15 protein-coding genes, 1 tRNA gene and 2 pseudogenes are annotated in these 18,094 nt (G+C 67.8%); 8 read left to right on the forward strand and 10 right to left on the reverse strand.

Annotated elements, in window-relative coordinates; all coding sequences use genetic code 11:
* Positions 1–7 precede the first annotated feature (7 nt).
* From holA to pabB, 5 genes are all read right to left on the reverse strand, one after another.
* The gene (gene holA, locus Q0Z66_RS04845; protein WP_298038423.1) at positions 8–1,045 is read right to left on the reverse strand and encodes a DNA polymerase III subunit delta; all 1,038 of its coding nucleotides are present in this window, start codon (positions 1,043–1,045) and stop codon (positions 8–10) included.
* 10 nt (positions 1,046–1,055) lie between these two features.
* Positions 1,056–3,386, reverse strand: coding sequence for a ComEC/Rec2 family competence protein (locus Q0Z66_RS04850; RefSeq protein ID WP_298038425.1), 2,331 nt, complete (start codon positions 3,384–3,386; stop codon positions 1,056–1,058).
* Positions 3,383–4,009: a ComEA family DNA-binding protein gene (locus Q0Z66_RS04855; RefSeq protein WP_298038427.1), complete on the reverse strand. Its 627-nt coding sequence runs from the start codon at positions 4,007–4,009 to the stop codon at positions 3,383–3,385. Before Q0Z66_RS04855 ends, Q0Z66_RS04850 begins: the two co-directional genes overlap by 4 nt.
* Positions 4,010–4,106: 97 nt before the next feature.
* Positions 4,107–6,584, reverse strand: a complete 2,478-nt coding sequence (gene leuS / locus Q0Z66_RS04860) for a leucine--tRNA ligase (RefSeq protein ID WP_298038428.1) — start codon at positions 6,582–6,584, stop codon at positions 4,107–4,109.
* Positions 6,585–6,697: 113 nt separating this feature from the next.
* On the reverse strand, positions 6,698–7,990 hold the full coding sequence (gene pabB, locus Q0Z66_RS04865) for an aminodeoxychorismate synthase component I (RefSeq protein ID WP_298038430.1): 1,293 nt from the start codon (positions 7,988–7,990) through the stop codon (positions 6,698–6,700).
* Between the two features lie 42 nt (positions 7,991–8,032).
* On the opposite strand from pabB, the gene Q0Z66_RS04870 reads away from it, so the two are divergent.
* From Q0Z66_RS04870 to Q0Z66_RS04880, 3 genes are read left to right on the forward strand one after another with little or no spacing between them, the layout of a single operon-like run.
* Positions 8,033–8,710, forward strand: a complete 678-nt coding sequence (locus tag Q0Z66_RS04870; protein WP_298038431.1) for a DedA family protein — start codon at positions 8,033–8,035, stop codon at positions 8,708–8,710.
* Positions 8,711–8,715: 5 nt separating this feature from the next.
* Entirely contained in the window at positions 8,716–9,747 is a 1,032-nt protein-coding gene (locus Q0Z66_RS04875; RefSeq protein WP_298038432.1) for an App1 family protein, read from the forward strand.
* Complete coding sequence (locus Q0Z66_RS04880) at positions 9,744–10,679, forward strand: 3-methyladenine DNA glycosylase (protein ID WP_298038433.1); 936 nt, start codon at positions 9,744–9,746, stop codon at positions 10,677–10,679. Before Q0Z66_RS04875 ends, Q0Z66_RS04880 begins: the two co-directional genes overlap by 4 nt.
* Here Q0Z66_RS04880 and Q0Z66_RS04885 read toward each other — a convergent pair.
* Positions 10,601–11,758 carry a glycoside hydrolase family 3 N-terminal domain-containing protein gene (locus Q0Z66_RS04885; RefSeq protein ID WP_298038436.1) on the reverse strand — a complete coding sequence of 386 codons (1,158 nt, stop codon included), beginning with the start codon at positions 11,756–11,758 and terminating at the stop codon, positions 10,601–10,603. The genes Q0Z66_RS04880 and Q0Z66_RS04885 overlap by 79 nt on opposite strands.
* Before the next feature lie 5 nt (positions 11,759–11,763).
* Positions 11,764–12,420, reverse strand: coding sequence for an SDR family oxidoreductase (locus tag Q0Z66_RS04890; protein ID WP_298038438.1), 657 nt, complete (start codon positions 12,418–12,420; stop codon positions 11,764–11,766).
* 176 nt (positions 12,421–12,596) lie between these two features.
* On the opposite strand from Q0Z66_RS04890, the pseudogene Q0Z66_RS04895 reads away from it, so the two are divergent.
* Positions 12,597–12,743: pseudogene (locus tag Q0Z66_RS04895) on the forward strand (DUF2804 domain-containing protein); the annotation flags it as partial.
* 114 nt (positions 12,744–12,857) lie between these two features.
* Here Q0Z66_RS04895 and Q0Z66_RS04900 read toward each other — a convergent pair.
* Positions 12,858–13,940, reverse strand: coding sequence for an NAD(P)/FAD-dependent oxidoreductase (locus tag Q0Z66_RS04900; RefSeq protein ID WP_298038439.1), 1,083 nt, complete (start codon positions 13,938–13,940; stop codon positions 12,858–12,860).
* 120 nt (positions 13,941–14,060) lie between these two features.
* Here Q0Z66_RS04900 and Q0Z66_RS04905 point away from each other — a divergent pair.
* Both Q0Z66_RS04905 and Q0Z66_RS04910 read left to right on the forward strand, forming a co-directional pair.
* Positions 14,061–14,133: transfer RNA gene (locus Q0Z66_RS04905), tRNA-Ala, on the forward strand.
* A gap of 133 nt (positions 14,134–14,266) precedes the next feature.
* Positions 14,267–14,818 carry a hypothetical protein gene (locus tag Q0Z66_RS04910; RefSeq protein WP_298038441.1) on the forward strand — a complete coding sequence of 184 codons (552 nt, stop codon included), beginning with the start codon at positions 14,267–14,269 and terminating at the stop codon, positions 14,816–14,818.
* Here Q0Z66_RS04910 and Q0Z66_RS04915 read toward each other — a convergent pair.
* A pseudogene (locus Q0Z66_RS04915) lies at positions 14,738–15,790 on the reverse strand (recombinase family protein); the annotation flags it as partial. The gene Q0Z66_RS04910 and the pseudogene Q0Z66_RS04915 overlap by 81 nt on opposite strands.
* A gap of 404 nt (positions 15,791–16,194) precedes the next feature.
* Between Q0Z66_RS04915 and Q0Z66_RS04920 the strand changes: the two are divergent.
* Positions 16,195–16,890 (forward strand): hypothetical protein, encoded by a 696-nt coding sequence (locus Q0Z66_RS04920; protein ID WP_298038443.1) that lies wholly within the window; start codon positions 16,195–16,197, stop codon positions 16,888–16,890.
* 18 nt (positions 16,891–16,908) lie between these two features.
* Positions 16,909–17,391 carry a GNAT family N-acetyltransferase gene (locus Q0Z66_RS04925; RefSeq protein ID WP_298038444.1) on the forward strand — a complete coding sequence of 161 codons (483 nt, stop codon included), beginning with the start codon at positions 16,909–16,911 and terminating at the stop codon, positions 17,389–17,391.
* A 36-nt stretch (positions 17,392–17,427) separates the two neighbouring features.
* Here the strand turns inward: Q0Z66_RS04925 and Q0Z66_RS04930 are convergent, their stop codons facing one another.
* Positions 17,428–17,835 (reverse strand): RidA family protein, encoded by a 408-nt coding sequence (locus tag Q0Z66_RS04930; RefSeq protein ID WP_298038447.1) that lies wholly within the window; start codon positions 17,833–17,835, stop codon positions 17,428–17,430.
* Positions 17,836–18,094: the final 259 nt, after the last annotated feature.

Genomic DNA, 18,094 nt, shown 5'->3' on the forward strand with positions numbered 1-18,094 from the left:
GTTGTGTTTACTCTCCGAATGGCGCGCGTGTGGCGACGACCGTGACCATGCGCTCGAGGGCGAAGATCGGATCGCGGGCGGCACCCTTGACCTCCGCGTCGGCACGGGCCGTGGCTTGGATCGCCAGGCCCAGGGATCTCTCGTTCCAGCCACTGAGGTCGCGTCGTGCACGGTCGACCTGCCAGTCCTTCATGCCGAGCCTTTGCGCGAGGCTACGATTGTTCTCACGGTTCCCGGCGACGCGCGCCATCGTGCGCAGCTTCATCGCGAAGGCCGCGACCATCGGGACCGGGTCGGCCCCGGAGTCGAGCGCGTGGCGCAGGGCGATGAGCGCTTCGCCGTACCGCCCGGAGATCGCCGTGTCGGCGACGACGAATGCCGTCACCTCGACGCGGCCGCCGTAGTACTTCGTGACGGTTTCTTCCGTGATGTCGCCCTCGACGTCTCGGATGAGCTGCTGGCAGGCCGCCGCGAGTTCGGTCAGGTCGTCGGCGAAGGCCGAGACCAGCGCGCGCAGTGCGGCCGGGGCGATGCGTCGCCGCGCCGCGCCGAATTCTCCCGCAGCGAAGTCGGCCCTGTCGCTGTCGCGCTTGATCGTGGGACATGCGATCTCGATGCCGCCGCCGGTTCCTGCACGGATGCCGTCGAGCAGCTTCTTGCCGCGGACGCTGGCCCCGGTGTGGCGCATCAGGACTGTGGCCCCCTCCTGGGGGTTGTCCAGGTAGGCGACGGCCTCCTTCAGGAAGGCGTCGGAGCATTTTTCGACGCCGGCGATCCGGACGAGTCGGGGTTCTCCGAAGAGCGACGGCGAGGTCAGGGACAGAAGCGTGCCCGGTGCATAGTCGTCCGCACGCACGTCGCTAACTTCGAGGGCCGGGTCCTCGGCACGCAAATAATCGCGCACACCGGCGATCGCGCGCTCCGCGCAGACCTCTTCGGGACCGGAGACGAGCACGATCGGTGCCGGGCGCGGTTCACGCCACGAGACCTGGGGGATCTTCGTCGCCTTCGCGCCGCCACGGGCGGAGGAACGGGGTGCGGCCATGACTACGAGCCTACTCGGGCTCGTCGAGATCGGCCGCGTCGCGTACGCGTTCCGTCCAGGCGAGGAGCTCGCCATTCTCCTCCGCGAGCAGAATGCGCCCCTGCAGGTCTGTGCGCAGCGTGATCGCGCCGGAAACCTCGGTCACACCGATGATCTCGCGCCGCGGATGCCCATAGGAGTTGTTGATGCCGGCGCTGTACAGGGCGACACGGGGAGAGATCTGCGCATACAACTCCGGATGCTGATCGGCACTGCCGTGATGGGCGACTTTGACCACCGCGTATCGTCCGCGAAGCTCAGGCGCGAGCATGCGCTGCGGCTGCGCTCCGAGGTCGCCGAGGAACAGCGAGCGGGGCACCTCTCCCCCGCTGAATTCCAGCACCACGCTGCCATCGTTTCCTCCGGGGAAAGCCGCTGAGCCGGCTCGCGGCCACAGGACTTCCCAGCGAGCCCCACCCAACGCGCCGCGCATGCCGGCGGATGCTTCCACAACACGAGCGCCGCCGACTTCCAATGCTTGCAGCAGTCGCCTCTCCTCCTCTGTTCGTACCGGCCCGTGCAACACGGTTCCGATGCGACCGGCGAGGCTCGCGGCGGCGCCGGCATGATCCGCGTCGAAATGGGTGATGACGAGCAGGTCGATGCGCGAGATGCTCAGCCCGTTCAGGCAGTCGGCGATCGGTTCATCTTCCATCCCCGTATCGATCAAGGCGATCTGATGCTGCGAACGAACCAGCAGTGCATCGCCCTGGCCGACGTCGCAGGCGGCGATGGACCACCTGCCCGGCACTGTGAGAGGAGCGAGAGGACCGCCGAGGAGCATCCGGCCTCCGAGAAGCGCGACGGCGATGACGAGCGTCGCGTGCGAAAGGCCGCGGATGAGTTGCGAGCGAGCCAGCCCGTCAACGCTCAGCACGATCCCGACAGCGGTGCTGAGCAGGGCGACCGCCGAGGCTGCGAGCAGCCCGGGGACGACGGCGATGATCCCGCCGGGCACGGCCGCCGAGACGTGTGCGGTCGTCGCGATCCAAGCGGCGGGCAGCCACGCCGATGCGGCCAGGAGGTCGGCGAGCATTGGGATGGGCGCGGCAAGGCAGGCGAGCAGTCCCACGACCGTGGCGATCGGGGCCGCGGGCTCGGCGAGCATGTTCGCCGGGATCCCGATCAGAGACTGCTGTTCGGAGAACAGCGCGATGATCGGCCCGCAGGCGAGCTGCGCGGCGAGAGGGATAGCCAATGCCAAGGCGATCGGCGGCGGCATCCACCGCGCCATACCCCGCGCGAGCGGGGGCGCCAAGACGATCAGCGCGGCTGTCGCTGCCGCCGATAGAGCGAAGCCGGGCGTGGTCGCGAGCCAGGGGTCCGCGACGAGGATCCCCACGACCGCCAGGCACAGAACCCCGACCCCGGCGCCGGGACGCCCGCACAGCAGTGCCATCATGGCGAGCCCCGCCATCACGCTCGCCCGGATCACACTCGGCTCCGGCGTCACGAGCACGACGAAAGCGGCCAGCGAACCGAGGGCGAGCACAACGCGGAGCCCCCGCCCGCCCCCGCAGATCGAGACGAACCAGAAGACCGCGCCGCAGACGATGGCGCAGTTCGCCCCGGACACCGCGGTCAGATGACTCAGCCCCGAAAGCAGCATCGCCTCGTTCAGCTCGTCCGAGACGGCCCGGGTGTCGCCGACTGCGAGACCCGGGAGCAGCCCCGCACCGGGTTCGGGAAGACGAAGCGCACGGGCGACGAAGTCCTCGCGGACGCCGGCGGCGATGCCGAAGAGCCCCTCGGCGGGGCGCAGGATCTCCACATCGGTCCCGAATACGACGAGCGCCGCACGCTCGCCGGCCTCGGTCGCCATTGCCTGGCCCCTCACACGGATGACGGCGCCGAGCTCAAGCCCCGGGACCCGTTCGACTCCGATGCGCACCGGTGCTCCCGCGGGAACATCCCCCTCAGCGGGCGTGCCGGCGAGCGTCTGTGCATCGAACCAGGCTCGCCCATCGCTGCCCGTCGAGGAGGATGAGGAGATCGTTCCCCTCACCTCGATGTTCCGTCCGTCGAGCTCGATGGCGCGCTCTCGAGCAGGGGTCGCGAAGACGACCGACAGCGCCGCGGCAGCCATCGTCACCGCGATGACGGCGGGTAGACCTGCCCGCGAGCCACCCTGACCACGACTGCTCGCAATCAGCGCCCCGAATGATGTCAAAGCGGCGAGCACGAGCACCGCAGTGCACCACGCGGCGGCTCCGGGAGCATAGACGCACAGCAGCGCCGTCGCCCAGACGAGCAACGCGAGCGGCACGAGACGGAAATCGCGTACCCGCGTCGTGCCGTTCACACCCGCACCAGATCGCGAAGCCCCTCGAGCATCTTCTCCCCGATGCCCGAGACGGCCAGCAGGTCATCGACGGAGCGGAAGCGCCCGTTCTTCTCTCGCCAGTCGATGATTCGCTGAGCAAGCGCAGGTCCGATGCGCGGCAGTGTCTCCAGGGCCGCGCTGTCGGCGTTGTTGAGATCGACGCGTCCATCGCCGATCGGCGCGGCTCCCCCTCCAGCGGCGGTGTCCTCTACCGCGCCGATCATCGGCACCATGAGCTGCTCTCCATCGCTGAGCTCACGCGCCAGATTCACCGCCTGCAGATCGGCGTCCTCGAGCGTGCCACCGGCAGCCGCCAGCGCATCGACAACGCGAGCATCGCGGTCCAGCACGTAGAGCCCTGGTGCCGCGACCTGTCCGAGCACGTGCACATACAGCTCGCCGCCGCTGACGGCTTTCTGCTCGGAAAGTGCCGGATCCTCGTCGAAGGCGATCGCCTGCATCGGCGCGGCCTGCCCGCGCATGATCCCGAGACCCACCGCGCCCGAGAGCACGACGAGCCCAAGCACCACCGCGGCACCGATGCTCAGCCGGAGGCGCGCACGCCCATCCGGACGCTCAGATTCAGAATCGCTCGTTGTCACCCCGCCACGCTAGGCCGCCGCGACCGAGACGAAAGCGCCCAGTCGCCCGCTTCTGTTGAGAAACGGACGACCGGGCGCCCGGTGCAGAAGAAGAGCCTCAGCCCTTGACGGCGAAGTTGACCAGCTTCGGCTCGCGGACGATCACCTTGACGATCTCCTTGTCGCCGATCGCACGGATCACGCGCTCATCGCCGCGGGCGAGGGCTTCGAGCTCCTCCGCGGAGATCGTCGCGGGGACTTCGAGCTGGGCGCGGACCTTGCCGTTGACCTGCGCGACCGCAGTGATGGTGTCCGCGACCATGAGCGCCGGGTCCGCCTCGGGCCAGGTGACCAGCCCGACGGACGGCTCGTGCCCGAGTGCCTCCCACATCTCCTCCGCCGTGTGCGGGGCGATCAGGTCGAGCATCATCGCGACGGTCTCGACGGCCTCGCGCACCGCGGGATCGGCAGCGCCGGCGTCCGAATCGACCGTCTTGCGCGTCGTGTTGACGAGGTCCATGAGTCGGGCGACCAGAACGTTGAACTTGGTCTGCTCGACGAGGCCCGGAGCATCCGCCAGCAGGCGGTGCGTCACGCGGCGCAACGCTGCCGCACCGCCTGTTCCGTCGGTCCCCACGCGCGAGGCGACCTCATGGCTCAGACGCATCGCACGGGACAGGAACTTCTGGGCGCCCGTGGTGGAGACATCGGCCCAGTCCTTGTCGTCCTCCACAGGGCCGGCGAAGGCGAGACCGGTGCGCAGCGCATCGGCGCCGTGCTTGTCGAGCTCCTCCTGGAAGAGCACGAGGTTGCCCTTGCTCTTCGACATCTTCGAGCCGTCGAGGATGATCATGCCCTGGTTGATGAGACTCGAGAAGGGCTCGGTGAAGTCGACCAGGCCCATGTCGAACAGCACCTTCGTGATGAAGCGCGCGTACAGCAGGTGCAGGATCGCGTGCTCGACACCGCCGATGTACGAGTCGACCGGAGCCCAGCGCTTGGCCTCATCGGTGTCGAAGGCGACCTGGTCGCTGTTCGGCGAGAGGAAGCGCAGGAAGTACCAGGAGCTGTCGACGAACGTGTCCATCGTGTCGGGGTCGCGCAGCACGGGGTCGCCCGAGACCGGGTCGACCGTGCGGACCCACGACTCGGCCGCGCCGAGGGGCGAGGAGCCCTTGGGCTTGAGGTCGAGGCCCTCGACGCTGGGCAGCTTGACGGGGAGCTGCTCGGCGGGGACAGGGCTGACCGAGCCGTCCTCGTGGTGCAGCATCGGGATCGGCGTGCCCCAGAAGCGCTGCCGCGAGATCAGCCAGTCGCGCAGACGGTAGTTCTTCGCCGCGCGCCCGGTGCCGCGCTCTTCGAGCTGCTCGATGGCGCGGGCGATCGCCTCGGTCTTGGGGAGACCGTCGAGGTCGCCGGAGTTGATGAGCACGCCCTCGCCGGTCAGCGCCACTCCGGTCTTCGCCGGGTCGAGGTCGTCGAGGGTCTCTTCGGCGTCGGCCGCGCGAGTGTTGACGACGACCGTGACGGGCAGGTCGAAGGCGCGGGCGAAATCGAGGTCGCGCTGGTCGTGCGCGGGGACCGCCATGACGGCGCCGTGGCCGTAGTCGGCGAGCACGTAGTCGGCCGCCCAGACGGGCAGCTTCTCGCCATTAACGGGGTTGATGGCGTAGCGCTCCAGGAACACACCGGTCTTCGGGCGGTCGGAGGCCTGACGGTCGATGTCGGTGGTCTTCTGGACGTTCTCGAGGTACGTGCGGAACTCGTCGCGGACCTCATCGGATGCTTCGGCGACGAGCTCTGCGGCGAGGTCGGCATCGGGGGCGACGACGAAGAACGTCGCGCCGTGGAGGGTGTCGGGACGCGTCGAGAAGACCGTGACCGGCTCGTCGCGACCCTCGATGCGGAAGTCGACGTCGGCGCCGATGGAGCGGCCGATCCAGTTGCGCTGCATCTGCAGCACCTTGTGCGGCCAGTGGCCCTCGAGCTGGTCGAGGTCGTCGAGAAGGCGATCGGCGTAGTCGGTGATCTTGAAGTACCACTGGGTGAGCTTCTTCTTGATGACCTCGGCGCCGCAGCGGTCGCAACGCCCGTCGACGACCTGCTCGTTGGCGAGCACCGTCTGGTCATTGGGGCACCAGTTGACCGGGCTCTTCTTTCGGTAGGCGAGGCCGCGCTCGTGCATCTGCAGGAACAGCCACTGGTTCCAGCGGTAGTACTCGGAGTCGGACGTGTGCAGCTCACGCGTCCAGTCGAAGGAGACGCCGTAGGCCTGGAAACCGACCTTCTGCTGGTCGATGTTCTGGTACGTCCACTCGCGGGGGTCGGCGCCGCGGCGGATGGCCGCGTTCTCGGCGGGCAGGCCGAAGGAGTCCCAGCCGATCGGGTTCAGGACGTTGTGCCCCCGGTGGCGCCAGTAACGCGCGACGATGTCGGAGTAGAGGTAGTTCTCGGCGTGCCCCATGTGCAGGTCGCCCGAGGGGTACGGGAACATCGCCAGCACGTACTTGCGCGGGCGCGCGTCGTCGGCATCGCCGGCGACGAACGTCTCGTTCTCTGCCCAGTACTGCTGCCACTTGGCCTGGATGTCATGCACCGACGTAGTCTCGTCGGCGGCGTCGGTGGGTGTGGGCAGGTTTTCAGACAACGAACGGCCAATCTCAGGAAGCGGACTGCACAAAAGTCGGGCGCTTCCAGGATATCCGATGACTATCCGCGCCAGGTGTCGGGCAGCTCCGCTCCGAGGGCTGCCAGTGGCGCCCGTGCCTTGGTCGCGACCTCGGCGACCTCGTCGGCGGCGAGCGATCCCCAGGTGATCCCTCCCCCTGCTCCGACGACCGCCCCCTCCGTATCGATGACGATGCTCCGGATCACCATCGCCAGATCGACAGCCCCGTCCACGCCGATATAGCCGAAGCATCCGCTATACACACCGCGCGGTGCGCGCTCGAGCCGGTTCAGGACCGTCATGGCCGACAGCTTCGGGGCTCCCGTCATGCTGCCGGCGGGGAAAACCGCCCGCTGCAGCCGCCGCACCGTGGTGCCCGTGGCAAGCCGGCCGCTCACCGTGCTCACGAGCTGGTGCACCGCAGGGTACGACTCGATCTGCCAGAGTCCGTCGACGCGGACCGTTCCCGGCTCGCAGATCCGCGAGAGATCATTGCGCATCAGATCGACGATCATGACGTTCTCCGCGCGTTCCTTGGCGCTCGCGAGCAGCTCTTCGGCGAAGGCGATGTCGGATGCTGCGTCCCGGCCCCGCGGCCGGGTGCCCTTGATCGGGCGGGTGACGATACGGTTGCCTTTCGTCCGCAGGAACGTCTCCGGGCTGGCGCTGAGCAGAGCGCGCCCGCCGATCCGTAGGAAGCCGCCGTGGTGACTGGGGCTCGCTCGACGGAGCCGCCGGTAGACCGCAGCCGGGTCGTGCGCGCCGGGCACGCTGAAGCGCGTCGTCAAGCACAGCAGGTAGGCGTCTCCGGCGCGGATCGCGTCACGGCAGTCCTCGATCAGCGCCGCGTATTCGTCGGGTGCGTGCCGCGCCACGGCGACGCGTACAGCCTCGGACTCCGACCTTGCCTGCGCGGAATTCTGAGCGGATGCCGCGATCCATCCGTCGACCGTCTGCCGATCGCCGAGGGCCCAGATCTCTCCGGACGCATGATCGACGGCTATCGCCGCGCGCAGGCGCACCCAGGCCGGAGCATCCGCGCTGTCCGAAACCGGTGCGCCTGAGACGGCGGCGCCGCTCTCGTAGTCCAACCAGCCGACCCACCCGTCGCACAGCGGGGGCCCGGCTCCCGCCTCGGGATCGCCCAGCACCACCGCACCGGGGCCATCCGGATCCGCATATCCGACCCCGAGGAAGCTCCATCCCTCCCCGGCATCCGTTCCGGCGTCCAGCCAGAAGAGGTCGTCCTCGCCGTCGACGAGGACGAGGAACAGCGCTTCAAGATCGAGCGGCGGATCCGTGGCGCGGCGGATCACGCAGGCGGGGTGCGGCACCCTCTCAGCGTAAAGCGCACAAGACACCGTATTCTCGGGCGGGTGGATGACTTCCTTCTCTGGCTGTTCGACCTCGTCCAGGCGGTCGGCCCCCTCACCCGCACGCTGATCGCCGGCGTCGCGGTGATGCTGGAGACGAGCATCCTCATCGGGCTCATCGTCCCCGGGGACACCATCGTCATCATCGCTTCCCTCGGTGTCGAAGGATTCCCCCAGGCGATCGCCATGATCATCGCCGTTGTGATCGGCGCACTTATCGGCGAGAGCATCGGCTTCTGGCTCGGACACTGGCTCGGCCCGCGCATCCGGCATTCCTGGGTCGGTCGCCGCATCGGCGAAGGAAATTGGCAGCGCGCCGAGAACTACCTGCAGCGCCGCGGCGGCGTCGCGATCTTCCTCTCGCGCTTCCTGCCCGTCCTGCACTCGCTCGTTCCGCTGACCGTCGGAATGAGCGCCTACTCCTACCGTCGGTTCCTCGCCTGGACCGCCCCCGCCTGCCTGCTCTGGGCCGGAGCGTATGTGAGCGTCACCTCGCTCGCCGCCGGTGGATTCCGGGAACTCGTCGACCGCGTGCACTTCGCCGGATACATCTTCGTCGCCGTCATCATCGTCTTCCTCCTCGTGATCTGGCTCGGTAAGAAGCTCCTCACCCGGTGGGAGGCCCGACACATGCACACCGCGGACTCGGCAGAGAGCGCCGCTCCGAGCATGAAAGACTGAAGGGGATGTCCGAAGACAGCGTAGCCAAGCCCCGGATCCACTGGTTCGCGCGCCTCGAACACCGCCTGCACGCCTGGCGGGAGCGTTGGGCGCGACGCCGGGGGCGTTCGGCGACCATTCTCCCCTTCCCCGGCTACGGCGGAACCGGGTGGGTTCGAGTGGTGGGCCGCGTGCTCATCGTGCCGCCGCGCCGCCGCACGGAGAACGGGGAGTACGCGAGCGTGCGCGGGTGGCGCAGCTTCGTCGGCATCCCGATCGGCTTCGCGAAGGCCCAGGTCACGATCTGCGGCCAGACCCACGAGGTCATCGCCGATCGTGGCGGCGTCATCGATGCTGTGATCCCCGCCGAGCTCGCCCCCGGTTGGCAGAGCTTCACGATGAGCGTCGAGGGCCAGGAGCCCGTCGACGCCACAGCATTCATCGTCGCCGACGATGTCGGGTTCGGCGTGCTCTCCGATATCGACGACACCGTGATGGTCACGGCGCTGCCGCGTCCTTTCGTCGCCGCATGGAACTCCTTCGTCATCGACGAGCATGCCCGTCAGCCCGTCCCCGGTATGGCCGTCCTGCTCGACCAGCTCATCCAGCAGAATCCCGGCTCGCCGATCATCTACGTCTCGACCGGCGCCTGGAACGTGGCACCGACGCTGACCCGGTTCATGAGCCGCCATCTCTTCCCCTCCGGCGCGATGCTGCTGACCGACTGGGGCCCCACGCATGATCGGTGGTTCCGCAGCGGGCGCGAGCACAAGCTCACGAACCTGCGTCGCATCGCCACCGAGTTCCCCCATATGAAGTGGCTCCTCATCGGTGACGACGGTCAGCATGACGAGGCCATCTACGGCGAGTTCATGCAGGAGCACCCCGAGCTCGTCGCCGGAGTGGCCATCCGTCAGCTCTCCACCGCGGAGGCGATGCTCGCCGGCGGCCGAGCGGCCTCCGACGATCACTCCGATCTCACTGCGCCCTGGGTCGCGGCATCCGATGGCGCGGGGCTCCGCGAACGCCTCACCGACGTCGGCATCCTGCGCTCATGACCCGAGCAGCACCCCTCTCCCGCACCGACTGGCAGGCGCGGGAGGGCGCCCATCAGGATCGCGCTGATGCGCTCACCGCCGAGCACCGTGATCGCGCGACGCGGGGCGAGAAGCATCCGGTGTGGGACTTCCTGTTCACCTACTACTCGTACTCCCCCGCCCAGCTGCGTCGCTGGCATGCCGGAGCCGGAATCCAACTGAACGATGCATCCGAGCGCGCCGACTGGCGCTGGTATTCGCCGGGCTCCGAGCCCGGATCGGTCGTTGCGGACGCCGCTGATTTCGCGGAGCAGAAGGCCCCTCTGGCCGGCCTCATCGAATCCATCCTGCGTCGCACGGCCTCCCGCCCGGGACAGTTCGGATGCTTCGGCCTGCACGAGTGGGCGATGGTCTACCGCGACGACGAGCACCGGCACAGCGCCCCTCTCCGGCTCGGACAGGCCGGAACCGATGCGGTCGTCGACGCGCACGACCTGCGCTGCACGCACTTCGATGCTTTCCGATTCTTCACGCCCGACGCCATTCCGCGCAATCGGCAGGCGCTGACGCGAGCCGATCAGCCTGTGCTCGAACAGCCCGGTTGCCTTCATGCCGGCATGGACATATACAAGTGGGCCATGAAGCTCGGCCCGATGATCCCCGGTGAGATCCTCCTCGATTCCTTCGAGCTGGCCCGCGATATCCGTCTGCTCGACATGGAGGCCGCACCCTATGACCTGTCTGGCTGGGGAGTCATCCCCGTGCCGATCGAGACGAGCGAGGGCAAGGCCGAGTACGTGCGCCGCCAGCGCAGATTCGCCGAGCGCGGCAATGCGCTACGGGCACGGATGCTGGAAGCCTGGCTCGGACAGGATCAGTCGGCGGGCGACCAGACGGCGGCGGATGCCGCACGCTCCAGCCGCAGCGTCATGACGCGCTCCGCGGCATCCTGAAGCCGTTCCTCGTCGATGACCCCGTTCTCCACGGCCGTGACGATCCCCTGCGTGATGTCGACAACGGTCTGCGGGGTCGAGTGCGCGATCGTCAGCACGAGGTCGTTTCCCGCGGCGACTGCGGCGACCGCGTTGGCGACCGGGTCGGCATAGGCCGCGATTCCGCTCGACTGCAGCATGCCGAGATCATCGGTCACGATGACCCCGTCGAACCCGAGGTCGTCGCGGGCGATGGCATGCCACGTCGCCGACATCGACGCCGGGAGTTCATCGACCGCGGTGTAGGCCAGATGCCCGAACATCAGAAGGGAGGCTCCGGCTTCGATCCCCGCGACGAAGGGCACGGCATCCGTCTCCTCCCACTGCGCACGGGACTTCGATGTCGACGGGATCAACTCGTGGGAATCACCCGGTGTCGCACCGTGCCCGGGGAAATGCTTGAGCGTCGAGGCGGCGAGCGGCTCTTCTGCGGCTACAGCCGCAGCGACGCGTGCTGCCGCCGAAACGGGGTCGGCGCCCAGCGCCCGACCGTAGATGAACGACCCCGTATCGGCCGTCGTATCCGCCACCACTCCGAAGTTCACCGTGGCCCCCGCGCGGGCGACCAGCGCCGCACGCCCGGCGAAAGCGACCTGCGTCTGCTCGACCGGTGCGTTCTTCAGCATCGTCGACGCGGCGAAGTCGTCCCACGGCAGGCGGGAGACCAGTCCGCCCTCCTGGTCGATCGCGACGAGCGCCGGAACAGCGGGGTCGGCACTGAGCGCTGCCGTGATCCGCTGAAGCTGGCCTTCGTCGTCCGGGATGTTCGCGCCCATGAGGATGAAGCCGCCGATCCCCGTGTCGGCCATGTACTGCGCGAGCACCGCGGGATCCGTCGCGGGGATATGCCCCATGACGATGCTCGCCGCCCGTTCCTGTGTCGTCATCGCCTCGACCAGACGCGTTGCGTGCTGCGCCGGAGCCGACTTCTCGGCGCGCTGCACCATCGTGAGGGCAGGTGCTGCAGCGGCCGCCGGCATACCGATGAGGCCCAGGGCGATCACAAGGGCGGCGGAACCGCGAGCAGCGTTCTTCGCCATCGCGCTCAGCGGCGCAGAGCTGTGCGGATCGGCTCGGTAGAATCTGCCGTGCCGTTGCCGAAGCGGATGGTGCGCCCGATCGTCAACGGCTCGCGCAGCGTCGCGGCGATGACCTCGGCGACGTCGGCACGGGCGACCTCTCCGCGCCCCGCGGGGTCGCGTGCGATCCGGCCGGTCGGCTCGTCGAAGGTGAGGCCACCGGGACCTAGGATCGTGCCCTCGAGATCCGTGCCGCGCAAGTGCTCGTCCGCGGCCCACTTCGCATCCGCATAGGGGAAGAACGAGTCGCCCTCGGGAACACCGTGCTCGGCGGTCGAACCGATCCAGGAGACCATGACGTATCTCTTCACTCCGGCGGCGGAGGCGGCATCCATCGACCGAATCGCGGCATCCCGATCGACCGCATAGGTTCGCTCCGGGTTGCCCCCGCCCGCACCGGCCGACCAGACGACCGCATCATGCCCGCGGAGGATCTCCGCGAAACCCGTGGTGTCGGTCTTCTCGACATCGACGACGAGCGCGGTGGCTCCGGTAGCCTCGACTTCCGCCCGATGATCAGGATTGCGGATCACCGCCGTCACCTGATCGCCGTTCCCCACGAGGAGCGGAGCGAGCAGCAGAGCGATGCGGCCGTGACCGCCGAAGACGATGACCCGAGACATGCGTCCAGGCTAGTCTCCCCGGCGGCATTCCGGGCCGCGATAATCGAGCCATAAACGAACGCGAGCTGACCACGTAGCTCACCCTCGACTTCGATGAGGTCGCTGGCGGCTGCAGCACCCGACGCTTCCAAGACACGGTGAAGGACGTCGCACGGCCGGCGACCGAGAACGCCCTCATGGTCGCTGGCCGGGTCTCCAAGATCAGCGAGTCGTTCTCCTGGGAGTGCGACCCGGATGCTCTCCTCCGCCCGTGGCGCATCACCGGTCGGAGCGCTGATCTGACATGTACGCCGTTCTTCAACCGGCGCTCGAGAACCAATGCTCTCGTGATCACGACCCGCACGGATCAGCTGTTCGGAGTCTGGACCGGGTGGGCTCTGGATGCCGCGGAAATTGCGTTTGCGTGGATGGCATCGAGGGCTGGGCGGAGGACGTGCTCAACCGGTGGTGACCGGCGCACCGAGCGCGGTGCGCACCCCGAGCGCCGCCGTGCGTCCGGCACGATTCGCACCGATCGTGCTCGCGGAAGGGCCATAACCGACCATCTGCACACGAGGATCCGCGACAGCTCGGGTTCCGCGGCCGCGCCGGTCGAGCTGGATGCCCCCGGCGGCGCTCCGCAGCTTCAACGGTGAGAGATGCGCGATGGCCGGTCGGAATCCGGTCGCCCAGAGGATTGCATCGACGGGTTCGAAGGAGCCATCTGCCCAGCGCACGCCGTCGGGCTCGACCCGCTGGAACATCGGGCGACGGTCGGCGTAGGCGCCCAGGCCCCAGGCCTCCTGCTCCTGCGGCCGGAGCATGAGGCCGGTCACACCCACCACGCTCTGCGGCGGGAGCCCCTCCGCGACGCGCTTCTCCACCAGCGCGACCGCTGCGGCGCCGGCCTCCGGCGTGAACTCGTCATCCCGCCAGATCGGCTCCCGCCGCGTCACCCACAGCGTCTCCGTGATCGGGGCGAGCGACCCGAGGAACTGCACGGCAGAGGCTCCCCCGCCGACGACCAGCACCCGCTGCCCCCGGAAATGCTCCGGCCCCGGATAGTCGATGGTGTGCAGGTGCTCGCCCAGGAACGTCACCATTCCCGGATAACGCGGAAGGAACGGCTGCGTCCAGGTTCCGGTCGCGTTGACGACTGTTCGAGTGCGCCAGGTGCGCTCCCCCGCCCGCACGACGAGAATGCCGTCATCATCCGTCACGCTGTCGACCTGGACGGGACGGATCACCGGGAGATCGTGCTCCGTCTCATAGGCGGCGAAGGATGCCGGTACGACGATGTTCGCGCGCTGGGCGTCGCGCACCGGCGCCGCGGCATCCGGGAGTTCGGCGACGCCGTGGACGTCGCTCATCGTCAGCGCATCCCACCGGTGCTGCCAGGCGCCACCCGCCGATGCGTTCGCGTCGAGCACGACGTGACGGATTCCCAGACGCTGCAGGTGGTACGACGCTGACAGCCCCGCCTGGCCCGCCCCGATGACGACGCTCTCCCAGATATCCATGCCCGTCACAACGTCGATCACAGCCCGGGTGTTCCCGCATCCCAAAACGAAACACCCGGGCGCCGCGCTCGATTCGCGCGGCCGACGACTCCTGTTGTAAGCTTTTCTTGTTGCCCCGGGAACGGGGAAACAAAACAAGATGGGCCTGTGGCGCAGCTGGTAGCGCACCTGCATGGCATGCAGGGGGTCAGGGGTTCGAGTCCCCTCAGGTCCACCCAAAGTGTCTTACGGGAACACGCGACATCGAAAGATGTGGTGTGTTCCCGTTTCGCTTCCTTGCCTTCGTCGCCGCCGTCGTGCGCCTCACGGAAGATCGTTGCGAACGGCTCTGCGAGGTGTGGCCGTAGTTGTTCGTCGTCGGTGATGTCGAGCCGGGTGTAGAAGGCTTGGTTCGCGAGTCGTCGGTCGTCATCGCCCGAGTGGGCGTAGGCGCGGTGCGCGTCGGTGATCAGGCGCAGGCTGTCGTGGAGGAACGCGCGTCCGCCGGTGTGGTGCTCGCTGTGCTCGGCAAGGCGACGGTTCACGTCCGCCAGCCCCGCGCGGATTCGATCCTGGTGGCGCTTCAACGTTGTCAGGTCGATGGCGTCGGCGAAGTGCGCCGCGAGGAGCTTGTCGGACTCGGCTTCCAGGCGTGCCCGGTTCGCGGTCAGGTCCGCGACTTCCTGGTCCTGGCCCGCGTTGCGTTTGTCGAATGCCGCATCAACGTCGGCTGCGAGCCGCTGGTAGGTGGCGTCGCTGATCGTGAGGGAGGCGTAGGAGTCCGCGACCAGGCGCTCGGCGACGGCGACGGGCACGGCCCGTCGTGTGCAGTTCGTTTTCTTCGCGGCGCGGCCGGAGCAGATGAAGTAGGCGTAGGTCGTCCCGCGCGGATTCGTGGCGAAATCGAGCAGCATGCGTGACCCGCAGGTGCCGCAGTGCAGGAGTCCTTTGAGGTGATGTGCGTGCTGAACGTGCCGGGTCATCTTCGCCGTCCGCGCCCGGAGCAGCGACTGCACTTTGTCGAACAGTTCCGGTTCCACGATCGGCTCGTGCGCGCCGGGATGCAGTGCACCCTTGTAGCGGATCACTCCCGCGTAGTACGGGTTCGTCAGGAGCTTGTAGAGGGTGTTCTTCCCCAGCGGCTTCGAGGGGCGCTTGGGCGTCGGCACCGTCAGCAACCCCCGTGCTGTCAGCTCACGGAGCAGCCCGGTGACGGAGGTCTCGCCGGTCACGTAGTGCTCGAACGCCCAGGTGATGAGCGGTGCGCGTTCGGGATCAACCTCAACCGTGCGCACCTCCCTGCCGTTGTCGTCGGTGCGGCGCACGTTGAGGTAACCGATGGGTGCGCGCATGGGCGTGCCGCCCTGCGCGACCTTCTGCGTCAGCCCCTTCGTGACCTCGGTGGCGAGGTTGCGACTGTAGAACTCGGCAATGCTCGACATGATGCCGTGCACGAGCATCCCCGACGGTGTCTGATCAATCGACTCCGTAGCGGAGACGAGTGTGACGCCCGCATTGATGAGGGCTTCGTGAATCTTCACGTCGTCGGCGCGGTTGCGGGCGAGGCGGTCGAGCTTATGCACGATGCAGAACTGCACCCGCGTCGCCGCGATGAACGCCAGCATCTCCTGCAGCCCGTCACGGTCGGCGGAGCGTGCGGACTCGCCCGCGTCGACGAACTCCCGCACGATCCGTGCGCTCAGCTCGTCGGCCTTGCGGTGGTTCGCCTCCCGTTGCGCGGGGATGGAGAACCCTTCCTCGGTACCGCCGCGTTCGGCCTGCTCGCGGGTGGAGACACGCAGGTAGGACACGGCCAGCAGCACCGGCTTGTCGCCCGCGCCAGAGCCGACGGCATCAAGCGGTGTGAGGGTGGGAGCGATGTAGGGGGTCATGCGGTGCTCCTTCGGTGCTGCGCGGGTTTGTCTTCTACTCTGCCTCGCCGGTCTGACATCAGACTCAGATTCTCAGGGGCCGGAAGACCGTAGGGATCAGGTTGGCCGTCTCGGTAGGCGTCGTAGCGGGTCTGGGTGATGTTCAGCACCCACTCCACCAGCTTCTCCACATCCGGCTCCGCGCGGCGGATCGTGCGGAGCCGAAGCACCGGATCACTCCCCGCCCCTGAGTCGAGCGCACCCCGGTCTTGCGCCGCGCGATGGTGGCGCTGACGGGTCGGGGCTGGGGTCAGGATACTCACCTCAATCTCACGCGACAGCAGGTACGCCATATCAAGGTAGCACACACTTGGCGTAACGGCCATTGTTTGAGATGAATCGGAGGTTCCACTACCATCAAGAGCATGAGTCAAGACGTGGAGGACGTTCCCCTGCTGGTCGCTGAAGACCTGCCAGCGGGCTGGGCGATGCCCGATCCGCCCGTGATCGAATCCTCTGCCGACTCTGTCGCGATCGACGCCGCGCTCAAGTACGACAAGCGGAGATACCCGACGCCGGGGCCGGACGGAGAACTGCGCGGGTACAACGATGGCCGCGATGGGCGCTGGTTCCTCATCCAGCACGTCCAGTCCTACACCCGCGTGCTGCTGCGGTTGCAACGCCAGTACCTTATGCACCAAGAGCCGATGGGTGAAGTGCGGATCACGGGAATCATCTACCTGCCCGAACAGGCCGGTGACCCAGTAGCAAGCCCAATGCTCCGAAACCTCCCCACGTCCCGGATTGAGGCGGCTATCAACCGCCGCCAGTTCACCGTCACCGGCGCTACCCGCTTCGAAGGTGGCACCCTCACCATGCCGTCTGGTCGCGTCATGCGATCCGAAGACGTGATGAAACCGCTCGGGAACCCGAAGCGCACACCAGACTTCTACGAAGTCGTCGCCCTGCAACACACGCGCCTCGTGGACGATGGCGAACCCAACCCCACCGCACGCATGGCCGAGATCAGCCGGGTGCCGCTCTCGACCGCGCAAGGTTGGGTCGCCCGCGCACGCCGCAAAGGGCTCCTCCCGCCCGGACGCCGAGGCCGCGCCGGATAACCGGACGAGGCGCAGGGCATGACTAATGTTTCCTTGAGAGGTGCGACGGCGGCAGACCGTGGGCTGCTCGCGCGGGCGACGCTCGACGACCTGAACTGGAAAAGCCCGCGCTTCACCAGGAGCGAGGTCGAGGACACCCCGCAGTTTCGCCACTACTACGACGAGTGGCCGACTGGCGAAGACTTCGGCCTTGTCGCAGAGGACACCACAGGGGTAGCGGTCGCGGCGGTCTGGCTTCGCTACTTCACCGCAGACGGCCCCGGCTACGGCTTCGTCGCCGCGACCACCCCGGAGCTAAGCATCTGGGTCGATGCCGAGCACCGAGGCCAAGGCATCGGCGGACTGCTTCTGCGCCAGGTGGCCGAGGTAGCTCGATCCCGTGGCGTTGCTGCGATCAGCCTCTCAGTCGAGGACGGCAACCCCGGCGCGCGACTCTACGTTCGGCACGGGTTCCGACCCGCACCGAACGGCACACCTGGCTGCCTGCTCATGCAACTCTGAAGCGAGCCTTCCGCCGCCCATCGGCGGGCTTCGTGGTCAGTCAATGACGGCGGCAACCGCTTCGATCTCGACCAACTGGTCGTCGTAGCCGAGCACGGTCACGCCCATCAACGTGCTCGGCACGTCGTGTTTCCCGAAGGCGTCGCGCACGACCTCCCACGCCGCTACAAGATTGCTCTGCGACGAGGATGCAACCAGTACCCGCGTGCTGATGACATCCTGGATCGTCGCGCCGGAGGCGGCTAGAGCGCGCTTCATCGTCTCGACGCACGCGGCAGCCTGGCTCGCGTAGTCGCCGACCGCGACGGTCGCGCCGTGCTCGTCCAGTGGGCATGATCCGGCGAGGAAGATCAGCCGAGAGTCTTTCGGCGCTGTCGCCGCGTACGCGTACTCGGCAATGTCTGAGAGGTCGGCGGCGCGGATCAGCTGAACAGAACTCGGCATGCCCCCATTCTCTCAGGACAGCTGACGCCGTTGCGTCTGCGCCAACCTGGCCCCACGCTGCCGCCCCTTGTCGCACACTGACACCCACCCACGCACGCACGCACAGCACGCGCACCGCGCCCAGTCGCCTGCATCCAGCATCCCCGATTCTCGCCCCTCTCTCAGAATGAACGTATCCTAAGTGCCGTAGTTGCTGATACGTTAGATGCCCAATGAAGCAGCGGAAGGATGGCGGTCGAGGTGCATGGCGGTGTGATCC

This window comes from uncultured Microbacterium sp., assembly GCF_947632095.1.
In the GTDB taxonomy this organism is placed as follows: domain Bacteria; phylum Actinomycetota; class Actinomycetes; order Actinomycetales; family Microbacteriaceae; genus Microbacterium.